The sequence below is a fragment of the Glutamicibacter sp. FBE19 genome (assembly GCF_015524875.1).
Classification (GTDB): domain Bacteria; phylum Actinomycetota; class Actinomycetes; order Actinomycetales; family Micrococcaceae; genus Glutamicibacter; species Glutamicibacter halophytocola.
On record NZ_JACKQN010000008.1, the window covers coordinates 107,054 to 125,521 of the forward strand.

Sequence of the window (18,468 nt, forward strand, 5' to 3'; positions counted from 1 at the left end):
TGCGGCGCAGGAATTCTTTAGTTGGACTGCGGGCGGGTGCCGCGGCCGCCCAGGGCGCGGTCCTCGTCGCCGGCTTCCTTGAGCTTGCCGCGGATTTCCTTGGGCAGCGAGAAGATGATGTCCTCTTCGGCGGTGGTCACCTCGGCCACGTCGGTGAATCCGTAGTCGGCCAGCAGCGAGACGACCTCGCGCACCAGCACCTCGGGCACCGAGGCTCCGGAGGTCACGCCCACAGTGGAAACGCCCTCGAACCAGGACTCGTCCACCTCGTTGGCGAAGTCCACGCGGTAGGCGGCCTTGGCCCCGTGATCCAGGGCCACCTCGACCAGGCGCACCGAGTTCGAGGAATTGGCCGAGCCGACCACGATCACCAGGTCGGCCTGCGGGGCGATGTTCTTGATCGCGGCCTGGCGATTGGTGGTGGCGTAGCAGATGTCATCGCTGGGCGGATCCTGCAGATTCGGGAAGCGCTTGCGCAGCCGGCGCACGATCTCCATGGTCTCGTCCACGCTCAAGGTGGTCTGCGAAAGCCAGATCAGCTTGTCCGGATCCTTCACCTGCACGGTGTCGGCTTCTTCCGGATTGTTCACGATGGTGGTGACCTCCGGGGCCTCACCGTAGGTGCCCTCGACCTCCTCGTGGCCTTCATGGCCGATCAGCAGGATCTCATAGTCGTTCTTGGCGAAGCGCACGGCCTCGCGGTGCACCTTGGTGACCAGCGGGCAGGTGGCGTCGATGGTCTGCAGGTTGCGGTCCGCGGCGGACTGGACCACCGCTGGGGAGACGCCGTGGGCAGAGAAGACCACCAGGGCGCCCTCGGGAACTTCCTCGTTTTCCTCCACGAAGATCGCTCCGCGGGACTCCAATTCGGAAACCACATGGAGGTTGTGCACGATCTGCTTGCGCACGTACACCGGAGGCCCGTAGTGCTCCAGGGCCTTCTCGACAGCCACCACGGCGCGATCCACGCCGGCGCAGTAGCCGCGCGGGGCCGCGAGCAGGACCTTGCGCTCGGAAACCTGCGGGGACGCAGCGGCGATCTCGGCCGGGGTGCGGCGAACGCGCGGGATCCGTGGAACTGGCAGCGATACCGGGATGGAAGTGGAAGTAGCCATATCTCTAGTCTACGAACTGCATGCAAGTTAGCCCATGCTCATATGATGCGCGCCACCATCTGCCGGCTGTGAGTTCTGCCTCCACGCTCCCCCTGCCCGCTCAGCAAGGCAGCGAGCTGGGCAGCTTCACGCTGGTGCGCACGATCGATCCGGCGCCATCCGATCCCCGGTAGGCACGGCAAACCCCGATGCCGCGGTTGGCCAAATTGGCTTTGATCTGGCGCAGCGAATCCGGTGAGAACCCGTACCACTGCATGTGCATCAAGACGGTGTCGCCGGGGACCGCTGCGGAAGCGCGGGAAATGGTGATCGACTTGGATTTCACGTCCCAGTCCTCGGTATCCCTCGTCCAGATCCACATGGCCATGCCGCGGCTGTCGTAGCCGCAGCGCACCGATCCATCCACGGCGCCGTAGGGCGGGCGCCCGAAGTTGGTGTGCACGCCGGTGCCGCTCAGTTGAGCCCCGGCCTGTTGGCAGCTGAGCGGGCGCAGATCGGGATGGCTGATCGAATGGTTGATAACCCATTGGCCCTTGGCCCGGGCCAGGCTGGGCAGGTCCACCCCGTAGCGGGATTTGTAGGAGGCAATGCAATCACCCGTGGGAGCGAGCACCAGGCCGATATTGGCGCTGGCAGCATAGTCGATGGCCGCCTTGTACTCGTTCAGGGTGCGCGGGCAGTCATCAAAGGTCAGCACGACTCGCGAGGTCCGATTCGGGCCGCTGTACAGCGGAGCCGACGGCGGCTTGGGATAGGTGGTCACATAAGTGCCGCTGACCCAGCCGGTAAATCCGCCATAGCTCACCTTGTACCAGCCATTGGAGGCCCGCGCGTAGGCGGGAACCGTGGTTCCTTTCGGGATGGTGATCAGGATCCGGTAGCTGGTCGAGGTGCCGGTGCGCAGATTCAAGCTGTCGAGAGTTCGCACATTGGCCGCGACCACGTAGTAGTCGCTGACATACCCGGTGCGCCCGGAATAGCTGACCTTGTACCACCCGCTGGAGGCCCGCCCCAGGACCAGCACGGAGGTGCCTTTGGGAATGCTCAGCAGCACGGAATAGGCTGTGGAGGGCCCGGTGCGCAGGTTCAGATTGGCGGTGGTTCGAACCCGGGCAGGCAGGTCGATGGACAATTCGCTGGCCACCGTGACGCTAGCCGCTCGCGCCACGGGCGCTACGCTGCTTGCCGGAGTGGCCGCCGCAGCCAACGGAATCGAACCGGCAATGAGGCCCGCGGCGAGCGCGAGGGCTCCGAGCGAGCGAGTGGCAAGGCCATGAAAATTTTCCCCAAGCATGTTGACTGCGTCCTTATGAAGTTGTTCCCCAATGCTCAACAGTGTCCGCGTGCGATGGGCACCGGGCAATAGCAAGGCCAAGGCTTGTCCAAATTGTTGGAATTACTCCCAGCCGTTCTTCGCCGCAGGGAAAATGACCACAAACTTCACCCGTTTTGTCACCAATGCTCCACTTTGCTGGCGCCCTCACCCCTGCCCCTAATCCGCTGAACCGTCGGCCTCATGCGGTAGTCTCACTTGTGCAGCAGCAACGCGCAGGCTGGTGCAACGTTTCGATTCCCAAGGAGCGGCCCGGATGGAGCCCCAAACAGCAGCGAGCTTGCCAAGCACGGCAGGGCAGACCACGGCGGATAATCCTTGGCCGTTGCGAGTCCTTTCGGAAAAGCTCAAAATCCATATTGAGAACTCCCCCTTCGCCTGGGTTGAAGGGCAGCTTCTGGAAGCCAATGTGCGCAACGGGCACGCCTACCTGACCCTGCGCGATGTCGATGCAGACAACTCGTTTTCGGTGACCATCTGGTCCTCGGTCATGCGCAAGCTGGAGACCACGCCACAGGTTGGCTCCCGCGTCGTTGCCCGCGTCAAGCCAAGCTTTTATGCCAAGACCGGGCGCCTTTCGCTGAACGCCACCGACCTGCGGCCGGTCGGCCTGGGCGAGCTATTGGTGCGCCTGGAGCGGCTACGCCAAGCACTGGGCGCCGAAGGCCTTTTCGACCCGGGCCACAAGCGGGCGCTCCCGGTGCTTCCAGGACGCATCGGCTTGATCACCGGACGCGACTCGGATGCCGAAAAGGATGTGCTGCGCAATGCCACGCTGCGCTGGCCCTCGGCACAGTTCAGGGTCATCAATACCGCAGTGCAGGGTGTTGACGCTGCTACCCAGGTCATGGCCGCGCTCAAGGAACTCGATGCTGATCCAGACGTTGATGTGATCGTCATTGCCCGCGGCGGTGGCGCTCTGGAAGACCTTCTGCCGTTTTCCAATGAGGAACTGGTCCGCGCGGTCTTCGCCGCGCAGACCCCGGTGGTCTCGGCCATCGGCCACGAAGCTGATCGGCCGATCCTCGACGACGTGGCGGACTTGCGCGCCTCAACCCCGACGGACGCGGCCAAGCGCATCGTTCCGGATCTCAATGAGGAATTCAGCGGATTGCAGTTGGCACGCAACCGCCTTGAGCGCTCCATCAACAATTTGCTGGAACGCGAGGCCCAATTGCTGGCCGCCGTCCGTGAACGACCGGTGCTGGCCAACCCGCAGGTCATGGTGACCAGCCGTGCCGAGGACCTGGCCCGCTATCGGCAGCGTTCCAGCGACCTATTGCACTACCGGGTGCAACGTGCCCGCGACGAGATTACCCATCTGAAATCGCAGGTTCGCGCCCTCTCCCCGCAACAGACCTTGGACCGCGGCTATTCGGTCACCCAGTTGGCCGACGGCAGCATTGTGCGTGAAGCCGCCAACGCTCCGGTCAACACCGAAATCTTCATTCGGCTGGCATCGGGCCAATTGGCGGCGCAAACCACCGAATCCCTGCCTGCCGGCGACGCCGCACGCTAACTCGAACCAACGCGAACTACCCTGGAGCCATCATGACTGCACAAATCCCTGAAGATATTGCCAAGCTCTCCTACGAGCAAGCCCGCGAAGAACTGCTCACCGTGGTCAACCAGCTGGAGACCGGCGGCGTGGCTCTGGAGGCTTCACTGGCTCTGTGGGAACGCGGCGAAGCCCTTGCCGCCCACTGCGAAAATTGGCTCAATGGAGTTTCGCAGCGCCTGGAGCAGGCCCGCGCCAAGCAGGTCGGCGCAGACTCGGAATAATCCTGATTGGCTGAAGGCTACCTGGTGGCTTCCAGCCGGGCTTTTTCAGCTGCCACATCGAAGTCGGCTGCTGGCCATGGCACGGTAATTTGCTGCAGCGTGTCCAACAGCAGCTCCGCAACGCACAGCCGCGCCCGCCATTTCTGATCCGCAGGAACTACCTGCCATGGGGCTGCAGAATTATCGGTCCGGTTGATGGCGATCTCGTAGGCCTGCTGGTAGTCCTCCCACAGCAAGCGGTCATCGATATCCCCGGGCGAGTACTTCCAATGCTTGTCCGGGCGTTCCAGGCGTTCAGCCAGGCGCTCGTACTGCTCCTCCTTGCTGATATGCAGCATGACCTTGATCGGGTGGATGTTCTGCTGTGCCAATTGCTTCTCGAAGTCCACGATTTTCATATAGCGAGAATCAAGGATGTCCGGGCTGGCCAGTTCCTTGACACGGGCGATCAAGACGTCTTCATAGTGGGAGCGGTCAAAGACTCCAACCATTCCCCTGCCTGGCAAGCGCTTGGTGATGCGCCACAAGAAATCATGGGCGGATTCCTCGGGCGTGGGAGCCTTGAACGCATGGTGCTCCACCCCTTGAGGATCCAGCATGCCCATCACGTGGCGAACAATGCCGCCCTTCCCCGAGGTATCCATGCCCTGGAGAATCAGCAGCACCGAAGGCGCGGCCTGTCCCTGAACCGATGCCGCGAAGAGCCGTTCCTGGAGATCCGAGAGCGGCTGGGCGATCTCTTCCATGCGCTGATGCGCTGCCTTCTTGTTCTGTGGCGCATCCTCGGGCCACCACCCGGGATCCTTGGTTGCCCTTTGTGAAAGTTTCAGGCCCGGCTCGGCACGCAGGGCTTCGAGCAGGTTCGCGGGGTATGTGCTCAAGGCAGGCTCCTTCTTCGGTCTTCACTACCGTGAATCTGGATATTTGCCAGCGTACTGGCATTAGCCCGCGGTGTCTCGAAGAATGAATTTGAACGGTGAGTCTTTTCAAGAATTGATCGTCCGGCAAGCCGAGAGTTCTGGATCAGCCAACTGGCTCCGAAGGGTTCCACAGATGAATTTGGACAAAAGAAAACACCATCGCACGACCGCAATTATTGGCCGTTGTGCGATGGTGTTTTCCGTTGCTTCTATGCGCGAGCGCGCCAGTCCTCCAAGAACTGTCCGATCCGTCCCACGGCGTCGGTCAAGTCCCGCACGCTAGGCAGGGTCACCAGCCGGAAATGGTCGGGACGCACCCAATTGAAGGCGGTGCCCTGGGTAATAAGAATTTTCTGCGCCTTGAGCAGTTCCAAGGCGAAAACCTCGTCGTCGTGCATCGGATACACTTCTGGATCCAGTTTCGGGAACATGTACAGCGAGCCCTTGGCCTTCTGCACCGAGACTCCTGGGATGGCCGAGAGCAGGTCGTAGGCCGCATCGCGCTGTTCCAGCAGGCGTCCGCCGGGCAGGATCAAGTCGTTGATGGACTGGTATCCGCCCAGCGCCGTCTGAATCGCATGCTGCGCTGGCACGTTGGCACATAAGCGCATATTGGTCAGCAGGTTGATGCCCTCGATGTAGTCCGCGGCCTGGTGCTTGGGGCCGGAGATGGCCATCCAGCCTGCGCGGAAACCACATACGCGGTACGCCTTGGACAATCCGGAGAAGGTCAGGATCAGCACGTCATCGGCTAGCGAAGCGGTGTTGATGTGCACTGCGTCTTCGTAGAGGATCTTTTCGTAGATCTCATCCGAGTAGACAATCAGACCATGCTTGCGCGCCAGTTCCAGAATCCCCTCAAGGGTTTCCTTCGGATAGACGGCACCGGTGGGGTTGTTCGGGTTGATGACCACGATGCCCTTGGTGCGATCGGTGATCTTGGCTTCCATGTCTTCCAGGTCGGGAAGCCATCCCTCTTCCTCGGTATTCAGGTAGTGCACCGGGGTGCCACCGGCCAGCGAAACCGATGCGGTCCACAGCGGGTAGTCAGGGGCGGGGATCAGGATCTCGTCGCCGTTGTTCAATAGCGCATTCAGCGACAGGGTGATGAGCTCGGAAACACCGTTGCCAAGGTAGATGTCGTCCACGCCAATGGTCTGGATGCCACGGGTCTGATAGTACTGCGAGACCGCGGTACGAGCAGAAAGGATGCCGCGGGAATCCGAGTAGCCCTGGGCATTTGGCAGGTTGCGAATCATGTCGACAAGCACCGCGTCGGGCGCCTCGAAGCCGAACGGCGCGGGATTGCCGATGTTCAGCTTCAGGATACGGTGCCCTTCGGACTCCATGCGCTGCGCATGCTCCAGCAGCGGACCGCGGATGTCGTAGAGGACGTTGTGCAGTTTCGTCGATTGCTTGAATTCTGCCATGATTACACTTTCTCATGTCAGGTGTGCAGAACACACCTTGTTACTCGGCCACCGTCAGGTGGGGCCGAAATCCTTGGTGGTCGAATTGCTGGAGCAGTGCCATGCGCTGCTAGTCGATAATCCATTCCCAGCGGGTCGCAGCCTGCGCGGGCTTCATCGCCCCGGGCCCGGTGACCATTCGATTCAAATCCACCAAGGTCTGTTGTGACAGATCCCCGGTGATTTTGTTGAATTCGCCGCGGGCCTTGTCATCCACGTTGCCGTTGGCCAGCAACATGAAAGGCTGCGCGTCAAAGAGCTTGGCGGTATCGGAAATGCTCTTGAAGCCCTCATCGGAAATCATCGCGTTGCCGGCGCTCAAGGCGACGGCGCGGTCCACTGAAGCTCGCAGCTGAGTCGCAAGATCAGCGCTCTCCACCACAGAAACCTTCGGCTTCTCGCAACCTTCGGTTTTGAGTGCCGCTTCCAGATTCTTCGTCTCGGAATCATCGGTAATGATGGTGATCTTCTGGCAATCACCAGCCAACGAGGACAGGGAATCTATACTGTGCGTTTGCGCCTCGGCCGAGCTCATCACCAGGACCTTGCCTGAATCAGCGGCGCTCAGCTCCAATGCGGCGACCTTGCCATCCGAATCATTGATCTCGGTGCGCAAATTCTTCAAGTCATCAACGGAGAGCACACCGTCTTCGCCCGTGATGCCGGCGGCGTCCTTGGACATGCCCAGCGCAGCTCCTGCGTAATCCACGGCGATGTCCGCCTGGCCGTCAAGTACTTGCTGATAGGGGTCGTCCGTGGACTTGTTGATCTCTACGTCGTATCCCTCGGCGCTCAAGGCATTCTTGTAGACCTCGGCTAATGCCTGCTGCACCGGCTGCCCGCCACGTGCCAACTTCAAAACTGCGCCCTGGCTCGACTCAGCCGGAGCCGCCGGTTCGTTATCGGTGCAAGCAGACAGTGGCAACAACAGGGCAAGGCACAGGACACCAAGACTGGAGGTTTTTCGCAAGTTCATATCCCTATTGATTCTATGGCAGAGTTTTTTGATTCGACGGTTACTCGCGAGGCGCGGTCAGTCGCAAAATGCTGTCCACCCGCTCAATGCAATTGAGCTGGTCGATTTCTTCGCGCGAGAACCACGCGGCCTGGCTGGTAGATCCATTGACCTCATGGCGCAATTCGCCACCGGTAAGTTTCGCCCGGTAGGTCACGGCCACGGTTTGCATCGGATGCCCTTCGCCCGAGTAGCGTTTTGCCCCGGGAATCACACCGGTGGTGACATCCAGCAGGGACAGCTCCCCCACCGCGTAACCGGTCTCTTCATAAACTTCGCGTTTAGCACCTTCGACAATTGGTTCGCCCAGGTCGATGCCGCCGCCGGGAAGCGACCAGCGAGGCGTGAATTTCGGATCACGATGGCGCATGTCCCAGAGCGTCAGCAGTATCTTTCCTTCGTGTTCCACCAAGCAGTAGGCCGCAAGCCTGGTATCGAAGAATTCACCGGTATGCTCTGAACGTCGTGTCATAACCCCAATATATCGGTTTGTTCACCGTTTATTTTCCCTATCGCTCAGGGCATGAGCTGGTTTATTGGCCAAATATCGCGCTGAAGGCTTGCGAATGTGATGAAATATTCTTATGGCCCAGCACTCAGAGCATTCTTCAAACGTCGATCTTGATGAAATAGATCGAATCATCATCGACGAATTGGTCGCCAACGCGCGCATCTCCAATGCCACACTCGCCCAGCGTGCAGGCATCGCCCCGTCCACGGCCCTGCTGCGCACCCGCTCACTGGTTGAGCGCGGCATCCTCACCGGCTACCACGCAGAGGTTGCCCTCGGCACTGTAGGCCGCACCGTCCAGGCCCTTATCTCGGTGAAGCTTCGCGCCCATGACCGCGAAAAGATCGATACCTTCGTGGAGCGCATCCCCAGCCTTCCAGAGGTGCTCTCGATGTTCCACGTTTCGGGCGGAACCGACTACCTTCTGCATATCGCGGTCGGGTCCACCGACCACTTGCGCGACTGGGTGCTGGACAACCTGGCCACCGACGAATCGGTGGGCCACACTGAAACCACTTTGGTCTTTGCCCACCACCGCGGCAACCGAGGACCACTGCCTTCAGACGACATGTTGAGCTAGCTGGCGCCCCAGGAACTCAGCTCCCAGGCAAAGCGATGGCCCCCACCGAATTTTTTCGGTGGGGGCCATCGGCCTCTGGTGCGAAATCTTTATGCGCGGCGGCGCTGCATCACTGCATCCAAGTTCAGCCGCGGCTTGGTGCTGGAAACCGAAAGATCAGCCGCAGGCAAGGTCCCGGTAACTGGAGGAACAGTTTCGGCCACGGGCGCCTCGGGCTCCTTGGGAGCCGATTCCTTGGCGTGCTCCTCACGCTTGACGGCTACCGAGGTCACGGCGGCACGCTCTTCAGCGGAAACTTCCGAAGCCAGGCGCTTGGCGTCTTCGGAGGCCTTCAGGCTGATCTGCTTGCTTGGACGCAGCGGCTCTTCCGCTGGCAGCGGAGCTTTCGGCATGCGCTGGGCAGCGGTTTCGCTGGAAGCCTGGGCAACCTTGGCGATGCGTTCAGATGCCGCAACGTAGGTTGGCTTCGGCACGCGGGTTGGCGCCCAGGTATCAGGCTGCTTCACGCCGCCATGGCCGTGGGCCACACGCAGCGCTTCGGCGCGAAGTTCTTCTGCAGTGATAGCTGGCGCGCGGCGGGAGGATCCCGGACGAGCGTCAAAGACCTCTTCGCCTTCGTGCTTGCGGGCGATGACCTGGTTGGCCGAGTCTTCAAAGGCTGGGGTCTGCATCGCCTTCTGGCGGGTTGCTTCCAAATGCTCAAGCAGCTTGCGGTTCCGGTCCCGGACCGCGAGCATGCGCAAGGTGGCAAATGAGAGCACTGCGACCAGGGCGAAGATCCCTACTGTTCCGAAGGACAGTGCGGTGAAGGGGGCCAAAACGACTCCGAGGACGGTGGCGATAACTGCCAGCGCGCCCACCAGCGCAACGGACAATCGGCCATAGCGCACACGTATCTTGAGTTTGGTCGCAGCAACTTCCTGCGAAGCGCTCTGTGACGTGCCAGCCATGTGCGTCCTCCATCACCGATTGAGTCGGTCAACTTCCTTAGAACCGGGTACGGCTCTTTCAAATCAACCCTATGCAACCTTTCTTGCGGTGACACGCACATATGTCGGTGTGTCTATAAGTTTTCAGCACTACTTTGCGCGATTCCAAGGGCCATCGGCTGAAGAAACTCGCATTCAAGCTTTGCGTTCGTAGATGCGTTCGAGCATCGTGCTCGAAAGCTCTTCGCGGTTCAAGGCAAAGGTCCGATGATCACGCCACGCGCCATCGATGTGCAAGTACGCCCGGCGCACCCCTTCGTCCCGGAATCCCAGCTTCTCGACTACTCGCAGGCTCGGGGCATTTTCCGGACGGATGTTGATCTCAAGTCGATGCAACTGCAGGTCATCAAAACAGTGATCGACCACCAGCGCACATGCTTCGGGCATCAGTCCGAAGCCTGCATGGTTGCGATCAATCCAATATCCGATGGAAGCAGTGCGCGCGGCACCGTATTGGACTGCGGACAGCGATACCTGTCCGATCAATGGCGGCCTGGACTGATGCAGCTGTGGCAGGGCAATCGCCCATGAATAGCCGGTGCCGTCCCGCGCCGCCTCATCCTTGCCGGCGATCATCTGCCGATAAGTCATCGACTCCGGCGGTCCCATCGGGCTGGTGGGATCCCATGGGCTTAGCCATTGCGCATTGGCATACCGCAAGTTGATCCATTCGGTCTCGTCGCGCATGGTCAACTGGCGCAGCAGCAAACGGTCCGAACCCAGTTCGGGGACCAGCTGCGAGGCACGGCGAGAGAAGAACATGAGCACATCTTAATACTCCCGGGTGGCTTAAATGCATTGCATTGCCGGCCAGATGCAATTCGTTGCATTTTGCGTAAGCTGGTGCCATGACTGAGAACCCTGCGAAGAACCACGACACCGAGAAGAAGGCTGTCCGTGCATCCATCCGAGCGGCCAGAGCTTCGATGGATACCCGGACGCGTGCCGAGCTTGGCGACAAGCTGGCTGGAACAGTTCTCGGATATCTGGCGCAGAGCACCGGTATTGTCCGCAAGGTTGCCGCCTATACTTCCTCCCCCGGCGAGCCTGATACCGCGAAGCTCCTGGATGCCATGGTCGATGAAGGCATCGAGGTGTTCCTGCCCGTATGCGAACCAGGGTTCGCCTTGTCCTGGGCTGCCTATGTGCCGGGGATTGAATTCCAGCGCAGCACCCTGGCCCCGGTGATGGAACCGGTAGGGCCACGGCTGGGAACGCAGCTCTTTGATGACATCAATACGCTGATCATCCCGGCGCTTGCCATCGATGAGCAAGGGCTTCGCCTGGGTCAGGGCGGCGGCTACTACGACCGCTTCCTGCCGCTCATCGAGGATTCCCCGGTGCGGGTCGCGGCGATCGTTTACGACAATGAATTCGTCCCTGCCGGAACCTTCCCTGTCGCCGAGCATGACCAGCCGGTGGACCTCGTATTCACCCCCGCACAGGTGCACCAGATCATCTAGGGCGCGTGCCTCCGGGTTCCTGCTTACTCACATTTCGCAACCGGGCGAGCCAAGCGGTGGACGTCCACAGCTTGCATGGGAGGATGAACTATTTCTCCAGGCCCTCCACGGCGCCCCGTCCCCCAACGATTCCCCGGCCGAAACTGCGTCCTGTCCGCACGCGCAGCGAACTGCTGCGGCGCTATCGGAAGCCCCTTGCCATGGCCTTTGCGCTCTTGGCCTTGGCTGGTGTGCTCAATGTCTTTTCTTCGGGGCAATTGACCCAGCGCGAAGTGGTCATAGTGACCAGCGATATTGCCGCAGGAAGCGAAATCTCCGCCACCCAGATTTCGCTGCAGAGAGTTCGGCTCGACCCGCAGGATGAGGAAGTGTTCCATTCCCCCGAACAGCTGGTTGGCCAGCGCATAGCGGTGGGGCTCAGCGCAGGAACGGTAATTCGCAAGTATGCGTTGGTGGGCGAGCAGCTCCTCGCCGGCACCGCTGAAGGCACCGTGGCCGTCCCGTTGCGCTTGAGCGATCCCGCAACGGTGACCCTGCTTCATCCCGGCCAGCTGGTGGACATCGTCCTGACCACCGGTGACGGTTTTGACCGCGAGATCGCCTCGCGCACTATTGCCCAATCGGTGCCGGTGCTGTGGGTGCCGCACAGTGCCGCTGATTCCGAATTCGGCATGCTCAGCGGCGCGGCCCCGACCGGTGAAGGGATTATCGTGGTCGCGGCGGCCAGCAGCCTCTCGGATGACCTGTCCGGCGCGGTATCGCGGGGCAAGGTCTCAGCCGTCTTGGTCAACTAGCAAGGAGCTCAGCCCCAGTGCGGCGGTTTTTCCCGCTTCATGTCCTCGGCGAGATCTTCTTTCGCTTCTCCCCACATCCGGGGGTCCTGGTCCTTGGCGACAAATTCAGCCAATGGATCAGCGCTGCGTTGCGCCTGGTTTCGGGCAATAGCCGAGGCCGGGCCATCAGCGGATTGCGGGTCCGCCAAGGCACGGTCAACCGAAGCCGAGTGCGGAACCGGAGTGTAGCTTCCGGTAAGTTGAACGCGCTGTTCCAAATGCTGTGGTGGTGCGACAACGCGCGGCCGCTTGCGGCGGCCGCGCGTTGGTTCTTGCTCAGAAGTCATGACTCCTTGGGCTCCGACCGCTCAGCGGACTGGCTGGCTGGAACCGGTGCTGGGGTGGCGCTCGCCTGCGCGTCGGCAGCCGATGTTTCCGCGGCCTTGGCTTCCTTGCCATCAGCCTGCTTCTCGCCAGAAGGCTCGCCGGCCGCACCCTGCTTGGTCTCCAACTTGGACTTCGCCGTCTTGAGCAATCCGGTCTTTTCCTTGGGCGCTGGTTCGGTGGTCACCTCGCGGGCTGACACCGGGCGGGCTGCTGCCACAGCACTGCGCGAAGGCGAATCCCCGGAGGGTGCCGGGCTGCTCGATGATTTCAGCGCCAGGGCCCTGGCCAGGCGTTCGGTGACGGCGCCCGGGTCGGTGAACACGTCAATGGTCCACAGCGGGACGTAGCGCCAGCCATGCTTCTCGAAGAATTCCGGGCGCAGCCGGCTGCGCTCGCGAACGGTCAGCTCGGAATAGTGCTCGGTGCCGTCATACACTACCGCCAACGGGCGGATTCCAGTGTCAGCGGCATCAAAGACGTGGGCTGAGAGGTCGAGTACGCCGCGGTAGTCTTCCGAGACGATGGCCCCGCGTTCGCGCAGGCGGCGAGCCAAGTCAGAGACCAGCGGGTCAAAGCGCGGGTTGCGCATGGCGCTGACTCCCGAGTCCCCGGCCTCAACGCGGCCGAAGAGCTCGAAGAACTGGCGGGCGCCGCGGTAGACGCGGTTCAGATCCACATCTCCTGGCAACAGGCTGGAGACCAGGGTCATGCGGCTTCGCGAACGAGTCATCGCAGCGACAAAGAGCTGTTCTCCGCCTTCGCGGGAGAGCGCGCCGAATTCGTGCAAGGTCTTGCCGTGCGGAGTGCGCCCATAGCCCCAGGCAAAGATCACGGCATCACGGCGCAGGCCGATCAGGCGGTCCATGGTGGTGACAACGAATGGCTCCTGCTTGGAACGCAGGTAGTCCATGGCGTACTTGTGATTTGGCAGCTGGACCCGAATGGCTTCGGCAATGGCTGCCGCGTGGCTGCGATTCGAGGCGATGACGGCCAGGGATTCGCGGCCCTGGTTCTTGAAGTGCTCGAAGACCAAGTCGACAACGCGAGCCACCTCGGCCGCGGTGGTCTGCACGCCATCTTCGCTATTGGACAGCGAACCGGTGGCGTCAGGCACGTACTCGCTGCGCAGCAGCGGCGAATTGCCGCTGATATTCACGGCCATCGGCAAGCGCGAGATGCTGGAGTCGTAGTAGGTGGTGGACAGCTGCTCCACCAGTCCCTCGTCAATCCCCCGGTACACGGTGGACAGCGAACCCGAAACCAGGACCTTGTTCAGCGCGCTGAGCGCCGAACGCTCCTGCTGGAGTTCCACCGCGCGGGCGGTCGGGTCAACCGAGACTTCAAAGCGCTTTGGCCCGCCAAGCATTTCATCGCCGATGGCGATGACCTGGCTGGAGCGCCGCAAGGCATCAAGGACCTCGCGCAGGGCAAGGTAGTTGGCTTCCAGGAGGATGACCGCGTCGAATTCCGCGTCTTCTGGCAGCGCGCTGCCCAGCAGCAGCGGAGCCGAAACGATCACCGGCGTCAGCGAGTTGGCCAGCGGGGCGCCGAGCTGCAAGAGGCCGGCAATGCTCGGGTTGCCGGACTTGAGCATCTCGCGCAAGGCCCGCGAACCGGCGCGGTGGTCGGCCAGGGCGGCCTTCCAGTTGCGCGACAGGGCCCAGCGGATGCGCTGCGGGCCGGCAGCGATATGCGCGCCGTCGGCCAGTCGGTAGTCGGCTTCGATTTTCTCAAGCTTGGAGCCGTCGTTCATCGCCAGGAAATCATCCCCGGAAATCATGGCGTCCAGGACGGACTGCCACCAGGCCAGTTCCAGTTCGCTGTCTACCGCGTCGGCATCGATCTCGCGCTCGGCGAAGTCGTCCAGCAGATCGCCCAGTCCGGCTTCAGCCAGCTGCTCGGAGATCAGGGTGCGCTCGGGCAGTTCTCCCAGATCTTCGCGGCGGTCAACGAGCGCTGCAATGGTATCGAGCAGCTCGGCGATAGGCATTTCGCGCAAGCGCGAGCCCAGGGCCGCTGGAAGCATGCCCGCCAGCTTGTCGATCCGGGCTCCTGCGTCATGGTAGCCGGCTTCAACATCCAGCAATCCGCCGGGGACCTGCGGGTTGCGCTGGCTGGTGGCGATGGCGCGCCAGGCATCGCGCTGCACCGATACTGCCTGCAGGGCTGCCTGGAGGTCGGCGACGTGCATGCCCGGGCGGACGTATTCCTTGGCGATCTTGCGCAGCCGGGAACGGACGATGGAGCCCATTTCCACGCCATGCTCGCGGCGCCATGCGCTGGTGGCGGTGGCCGCGATCAGATCGTCGATGTCGCCCTCGAAGATGTCCGATTCGAACTTGTCCAGCGAACCGCGCACGGCGACAAGCAGCTGGAGCTGGTCGCCCCACTTGTCGTAGCTGTCTTCGAGCCGGATCTGCGACTGCTTGGCGATCTTCTCCATGTGCTCGTGGAGAATTGGCAGGTCGCGGCCCAGGCCGCTGGCCAGGTTCAGGGCCTGCTCGGTGGCTTCGGCATTGCGCAGCGGCGCACCGTGCCATGGGCTGGTGGTGTGCTCCTTGGAGTACGCGCCGAGCTGTGCCGCGCGCTTGAGCTGCGCGGCAACATGGCCGCGCTGCCCCATGGAGTCGAGGACCGAGCGCTTCAGGCGCACGGTGGTTGATGGCGCCGGTTCCAGCGCGGAGAGCCGCGCCAGCTCCTGCATGGCCTGGTACGGCGAGCAGCCCCAGCGGCTGCGGACCGAGTGCAGCGACTTGACGTGTTCGTGCAGCGCGTGGCGGGATTCGCGCAGGCGCTTGAAGAGCGAGCCTAGCTGCGGCTCGCTGGCCTTCTCGTTGCGCAAGATGGCCTTGGTGAGCAAGGTGCGCAGCTGTTCTGGATCCTCATTGGGTTCCAGCAACAGGCTCGCGGCATCCAGCTGTTCGTTGAAAAGCTTCACGAATTCTTCGGCGGCTGAGCGCTGCTCGGCCACCACCAGCACGCGCTTGCCCTGCGCGGCCAAGAGCGCGGCGGCGTTCAGCGCGGTCTGGGTGGCACCGGTGCCGGCGGCCGCATTGATGGCTACCGATTCCCCGGCGGCGACGTAGTCGAGCATCTTCGACTGCGACTCATCTGCATCCAGCAGGTAGAGCTCGTCTTCCGGGTCGCGTTCATCCGAGGACTTGACCAGGGTGCTGCTGCCGGTGTGGACCTTGCGGGTGGAAGGTTCCTCCACGGCGCCGGCATCGGATTGCTTGCGCGGGCGGGTGCTGTCCTTGAGGATGTTGCGCACCCGGCGAAGACGCGAGCTTCCCTCTTCGGCGGACTTGGCTTCCTCGGGCTTGGCATCTGCCGCTTCGGGCGCGTCGCCGGTCGGCTTGGCGGTTTCAGGCTTGGCAGCCGCGGTGTTTCCCGGCTTGGCTGCCACCAGGTTGGCCAGCGCTTCGGAGGCCTTGGAGTCAACGGAGTCCTTGGCCTGCTTTTCGCTCAGGTCCTGGCGGATCAGCGCCTCGATGACCGGGTGCGATCCGGTGAGCTTGGCCGGGTCTGCCGGGTCCATCAGCTCGGAGAAGGTGGACAGCAGCAGCCGGTGGCCCACGACCACGCCGGGCACTTCTGCCATCTGGTGGCGCAGCGCGTCCATGCCGCGCACCGGATCAAAACGGGCAATGGAGTAGGCGGCGGAGTCAACGGCGCTGACATCCACCGTGGCGTTGTGGTCTGCCTCGAATTGGCGGACGAATGCCGGGGAGACGGTGGCACGGCCAACAAGCTGCAGGTCGTAGTCGTCGGCATCAACGTGCTTGGTCAGGGTGATCCGGCCCAGCATGATCGGCGCGGAGACCGGTTCGCTCTTGCCCTCGTGCACGGCACGCCAGTTGGCCACACCGGCGGCCAGGTAGCCGACGTCGATGCCGCGCTCTTCCCAGAGCTCGCTGATCTTCGAGGCCAGGGCGCGGGCGGTGCGCCGCGCGGTGGCATACTGCTCGGCATCATGCAGCAGCGTAGAGAGCCGGGTGCGCCGGCCGGCAAGAAATTGCGCCAGCCCGGAGGGATTGGCATGGGTGATGTCGATGCTGTTGGACGTCGACGGGGCAAACCGCAAGGTGGTATCTGCACCCGCGCTTTGCCCCAGGGATTTCACCCAGGTTGCTACCCGCTCGGCGGCAGCATTCTGTCCACTAGCCACGACAGTCATTCCCTTCACTGAACCGACCACTTTCGGGCGCACTGCGGTGCAGAGGCGCCTCTTTCTAACGTAGTGCACAAGCCCGGCAGATCAGGGATGCGAAACACGTTTTAACTGCGGGAAGCGGAACCGCAACCGGTGGGCGCACCTGTTTGAGGTGCAGCTCACCGGCAGGCCGGTTCCGCTTCCGATCCACCAGCCGAAGCTGCGTGGACTAGCAGTATTGCGGGATTACTCCCACTCGATGGTTCCTGGCGGCTTGGAGGTCACGTCCAGCACCACTCGGTTGACCCCATCGACCTCATTGGTGATGCGGTTGGAGATCTTCGAGAGCAGATCGTAGGGCAGGTGCGACCAGTCGGCGGTCATGGCATCCTCGGAGGATACCGGACGCAGCACGATCGGGTGGCCGTAGGTGCGGTGATCGCCCTGCACGCCTACCGAGCGCACGTCGGCGAGCAGCACGACCGGCATCTGCCAGACTTCCTCATCCAGTCCTGCAGCGGTCAGCTCGGCGCGAGCGATCGCGTCGGCCTTGCGCAGGATGGACAGGCGCTCCTCGTTGACGGCGCCGATGATGCGGATGCCCAGGCCCGGGCCGGGGAATGGCTGGCGGCCGACGATTTCCTCTGGCAGGCCGAGTTCGCGGCCCACGGCGCGGACCTCGTCCTTGAACAGGGTGCGCAGCGGCTCGACCAGCTCGAACTGCAGGTCCTCTGGCAAGCCGCCCACGTTGTGGTGGCTCTTGATGTTCGAGGTGCCTTCGCCGCCGCCGGATTCGACGATGTCCGGGTACAGGGTGCCCTGGACCAGGAACTTCACCGGCTCGCCCTCGGAAGCTGCCTCGGCGATGATCGCCGCTTCTGCCGCTTCGAAGGCGCGGATGAATTCGCGGCCGATGATCTTGCGCTTGGTCTCCGGGTCGGTAACCCCGTCCAGAGCAGAAAGGAAGCGCTCGCGCTCGTCGGCGATGTACAGCTTGGCGCCGGTGGAAGCGACAAAGTCCTTTTCAACCTGCTCTGCTTCGCCTTCGCGCAGCAGGCCGTGGTTGACGAAGACACAGGTCAGCTGGTCGCCGATGGCGCGCTGCACCAGGGCAGCTGCAACAGCGGAGTCCACGCCGCCGGACAGGCCGCAGATGGCCTTGCCGGTGCCCACCTGGGTGCGGATGCGCTCGATCTGCTCCTCGGCGATGTTGTCGGCGGTCCAGTCGCCGGCCAGGCCCGCACCGTTGTACAGGAAGTTCTCCAGGACGTCCTGGCCGAACTCGCAGTGCTTGACTTCCGGGTGCCACTGCACGCCGTAGAGGCGCTTTGCCTCATTGGCGAAAGCTGCGACCGGAGCACCAGCGGTGGTGGCCAATACTTCGAAGCCCTCTGGAGCTACGGAGACGGAGTCGCCGTGGCTCATCCACACGGTAGGAGCCTGTGCGGCCCCGGCCAGGATGGAGCGTGCTTCGCCGTCAAAGGCGGTTGCGGTGCGGCCGTACTCGCGCAGGCCGGTCTCCGCAACGGTGCCGCCCAGGGCGTTGGCCATGGCCTGGAAGCCATAGCAAATGCCCAAGACCGGCACGCCGGCTTCAAACAGGTCGGCCCCGACGGAAGGGGCACCATCGGCGTAGACGCTGGAGGGACCACCGGAGAGGATGATCGCTGCAGGGTTCTTGGCCAGGATGGCTTCGGTGGACAGGGTGTGCGGAACGATCTCCGAGTACACACGGGCCTCGCGTACGCGGCGAGCGATAAGCTGCGCGTATTGGGCCCCGTAGTCGACGACCAGAACCGGCTTATGTTCTGGATTGAGGGGAGCAGTAGTCACCGTTACAGTCTACGCGGTTCGCCGCCCGCGAAACAGCCGGAGAACTGTCATCAGCGTCACCAAGCGCCAAGCCGCCGACCCTAAGCCCGGCCATGTACGCAAACAGCGGGCGAACCAGGTGTTCTGGTTCGCCCGCTGGCTGATG

General features: G+C 62.6%; 16 protein-coding genes. 5 read left to right on the plus strand and 11 right to left on the minus strand.

The features are described 5' to 3' along the window. Nucleotides 1–17: 17 nt before the first annotated feature. Both H6F58_RS13265 and H6F58_RS13270 read right to left on the minus strand, forming a co-directional pair. Nucleotides 18–1,115, minus strand: coding sequence for a 4-hydroxy-3-methylbut-2-enyl diphosphate reductase (locus tag H6F58_RS13265; protein ID WP_060702139.1), 1,098 nt, complete (start codon nt 1,113–1,115; stop codon nt 18–20). 100 nt (nt 1,116–1,215) lie between these two features. Next, complete coding sequence (locus H6F58_RS13270) at nt 1,216–2,409, minus strand: SH3 domain-containing protein (protein WP_171919678.1); 1,194 nt, start codon at nt 2,407–2,409, stop codon at nt 1,216–1,218. A 295-nt stretch (nt 2,410–2,704) separates the two neighbouring features. Here H6F58_RS13270 and xseA point away from each other — a divergent pair, with 295 nt between their 5' ends. Beyond that, nucleotides 2,705–3,967, plus strand: coding sequence for an exodeoxyribonuclease VII large subunit (gene xseA, locus H6F58_RS13275; RefSeq protein ID WP_146275621.1), 1,263 nt, complete (start codon nt 2,705–2,707; stop codon nt 3,965–3,967). 32 nt (nt 3,968–3,999) lie between these two features. Further along, nucleotides 4,000–4,230, plus strand: coding sequence for an exodeoxyribonuclease VII small subunit (locus H6F58_RS13280; RefSeq protein ID WP_060702142.1), 231 nt, complete (start codon nt 4,000–4,002; stop codon nt 4,228–4,230). 17 nt (nt 4,231–4,247) lie between these two features. On the opposite strand, the gene H6F58_RS13285 is transcribed toward H6F58_RS13280, so the two are convergent. The 4 genes from H6F58_RS13285 to H6F58_RS13300 all read right to left on the minus strand — a co-directional run bounded on the left by H6F58_RS13285 (nt 4,248) and on the right by H6F58_RS13300 (nt 8,106). Continuing rightward, nucleotides 4,248–5,111, minus strand: a complete 864-nt coding sequence (locus H6F58_RS13285; protein ID WP_146275623.1) for a PPK2 family polyphosphate kinase — start codon at nt 5,109–5,111, stop codon at nt 4,248–4,250. Between the two features lie 248 nt (nt 5,112–5,359). Next, nucleotides 5,360–6,580 carry a pyridoxal phosphate-dependent aminotransferase gene (locus H6F58_RS13290; RefSeq protein WP_060702144.1) on the minus strand — a complete coding sequence of 407 codons (1,221 nt, stop codon included), beginning with the start codon at nt 6,578–6,580 and terminating at the stop codon, nt 5,360–5,362. 109 nt (nt 6,581–6,689) lie between these two features. Continuing rightward, nucleotides 6,690–7,595: a glycine betaine ABC transporter substrate-binding protein gene (locus H6F58_RS13295; RefSeq protein ID WP_171919676.1), complete on the minus strand. Its 906-nt coding sequence runs from the start codon at nt 7,593–7,595 to the stop codon at nt 6,690–6,692. A 40-nt stretch (nt 7,596–7,635) separates the two neighbouring features. Continuing rightward, a complete protein-coding gene (locus H6F58_RS13300) occupies nt 7,636–8,106 on the minus strand; it encodes an NUDIX hydrolase (protein ID WP_146275627.1) in 471 nt (156 codons plus the stop codon). Between the two features lie 112 nt (nt 8,107–8,218). On the opposite strand from H6F58_RS13300, the gene H6F58_RS13305 reads away from it, so the two are divergent. Then, the gene (locus tag H6F58_RS13305; protein WP_146275629.1) at nt 8,219–8,725 is read left to right on the plus strand and encodes an Lrp/AsnC family transcriptional regulator; all 507 of its coding nucleotides are present in this window, start codon (nt 8,219–8,221) and stop codon (nt 8,723–8,725) included. An 89-nt stretch (nt 8,726–8,814) separates the two neighbouring features. Here the strand turns inward: H6F58_RS13305 and H6F58_RS13310 are convergent, their stop codons facing one another. Together H6F58_RS13310 and H6F58_RS13315 are read right to left on the minus strand one after the other, a co-directional pair. Then, nucleotides 8,815–9,675 (minus strand): MFS transporter, encoded by an 861-nt coding sequence (locus H6F58_RS13310; RefSeq protein ID WP_146275631.1) that lies wholly within the window; start codon nt 9,673–9,675, stop codon nt 8,815–8,817. A 174-nt stretch (nt 9,676–9,849) separates the two neighbouring features. Next, nucleotides 9,850–10,476: a GNAT family protein gene (locus tag H6F58_RS13315; protein ID WP_146275633.1), complete on the minus strand. Its 627-nt coding sequence runs from the start codon at nt 10,474–10,476 to the stop codon at nt 9,850–9,852. An 86-nt stretch (nt 10,477–10,562) separates the two neighbouring features. On the opposite strand from H6F58_RS13315, the gene H6F58_RS13320 reads away from it, so the two are divergent. Both H6F58_RS13320 and H6F58_RS13325 read left to right on the plus strand, forming a co-directional pair. Then, entirely contained in the window at nt 10,563–11,177 is a 615-nt protein-coding gene (locus H6F58_RS13320; RefSeq protein WP_146275635.1) for a 5-formyltetrahydrofolate cyclo-ligase, read from the plus strand. Nucleotides 11,178–11,260: 83 nt separating this feature from the next. After that, nucleotides 11,261–11,971, plus strand: coding sequence for an SAF domain-containing protein (locus tag H6F58_RS13325; protein WP_146275637.1), 711 nt, complete (start codon nt 11,261–11,263; stop codon nt 11,969–11,971). A gap of 8 nt (nt 11,972–11,979) precedes the next feature. Here H6F58_RS13325 and H6F58_RS13330 read toward each other — a convergent pair whose 3' ends face one another. From H6F58_RS13330 to guaA, 3 genes are all read right to left on the minus strand, one after another. Next, nucleotides 11,980–12,297, minus strand: a complete 318-nt coding sequence (locus H6F58_RS13330) for a hypothetical protein (RefSeq protein WP_060702152.1) — start codon at nt 12,295–12,297, stop codon at nt 11,980–11,982. Beyond that, nucleotides 12,294–16,514, minus strand: a complete 4,221-nt coding sequence (locus tag H6F58_RS13335) for a DUF4011 domain-containing protein (RefSeq protein WP_244652588.1) — start codon at nt 16,512–16,514, stop codon at nt 12,294–12,296. The genes H6F58_RS13330 and H6F58_RS13335 overlap by 4 nt, the downstream gene beginning before the upstream one ends. A gap of 222 nt (nt 16,515–16,736) precedes the next feature. After that, nucleotides 16,737–18,323: a glutamine-hydrolyzing GMP synthase gene (gene guaA / locus H6F58_RS13340; RefSeq protein WP_060702154.1), complete on the minus strand. Its 1,587-nt coding sequence runs from the start codon at nt 18,321–18,323 to the stop codon at nt 16,737–16,739. Nucleotides 18,324–18,468 lie beyond the last annotated feature (145 nt).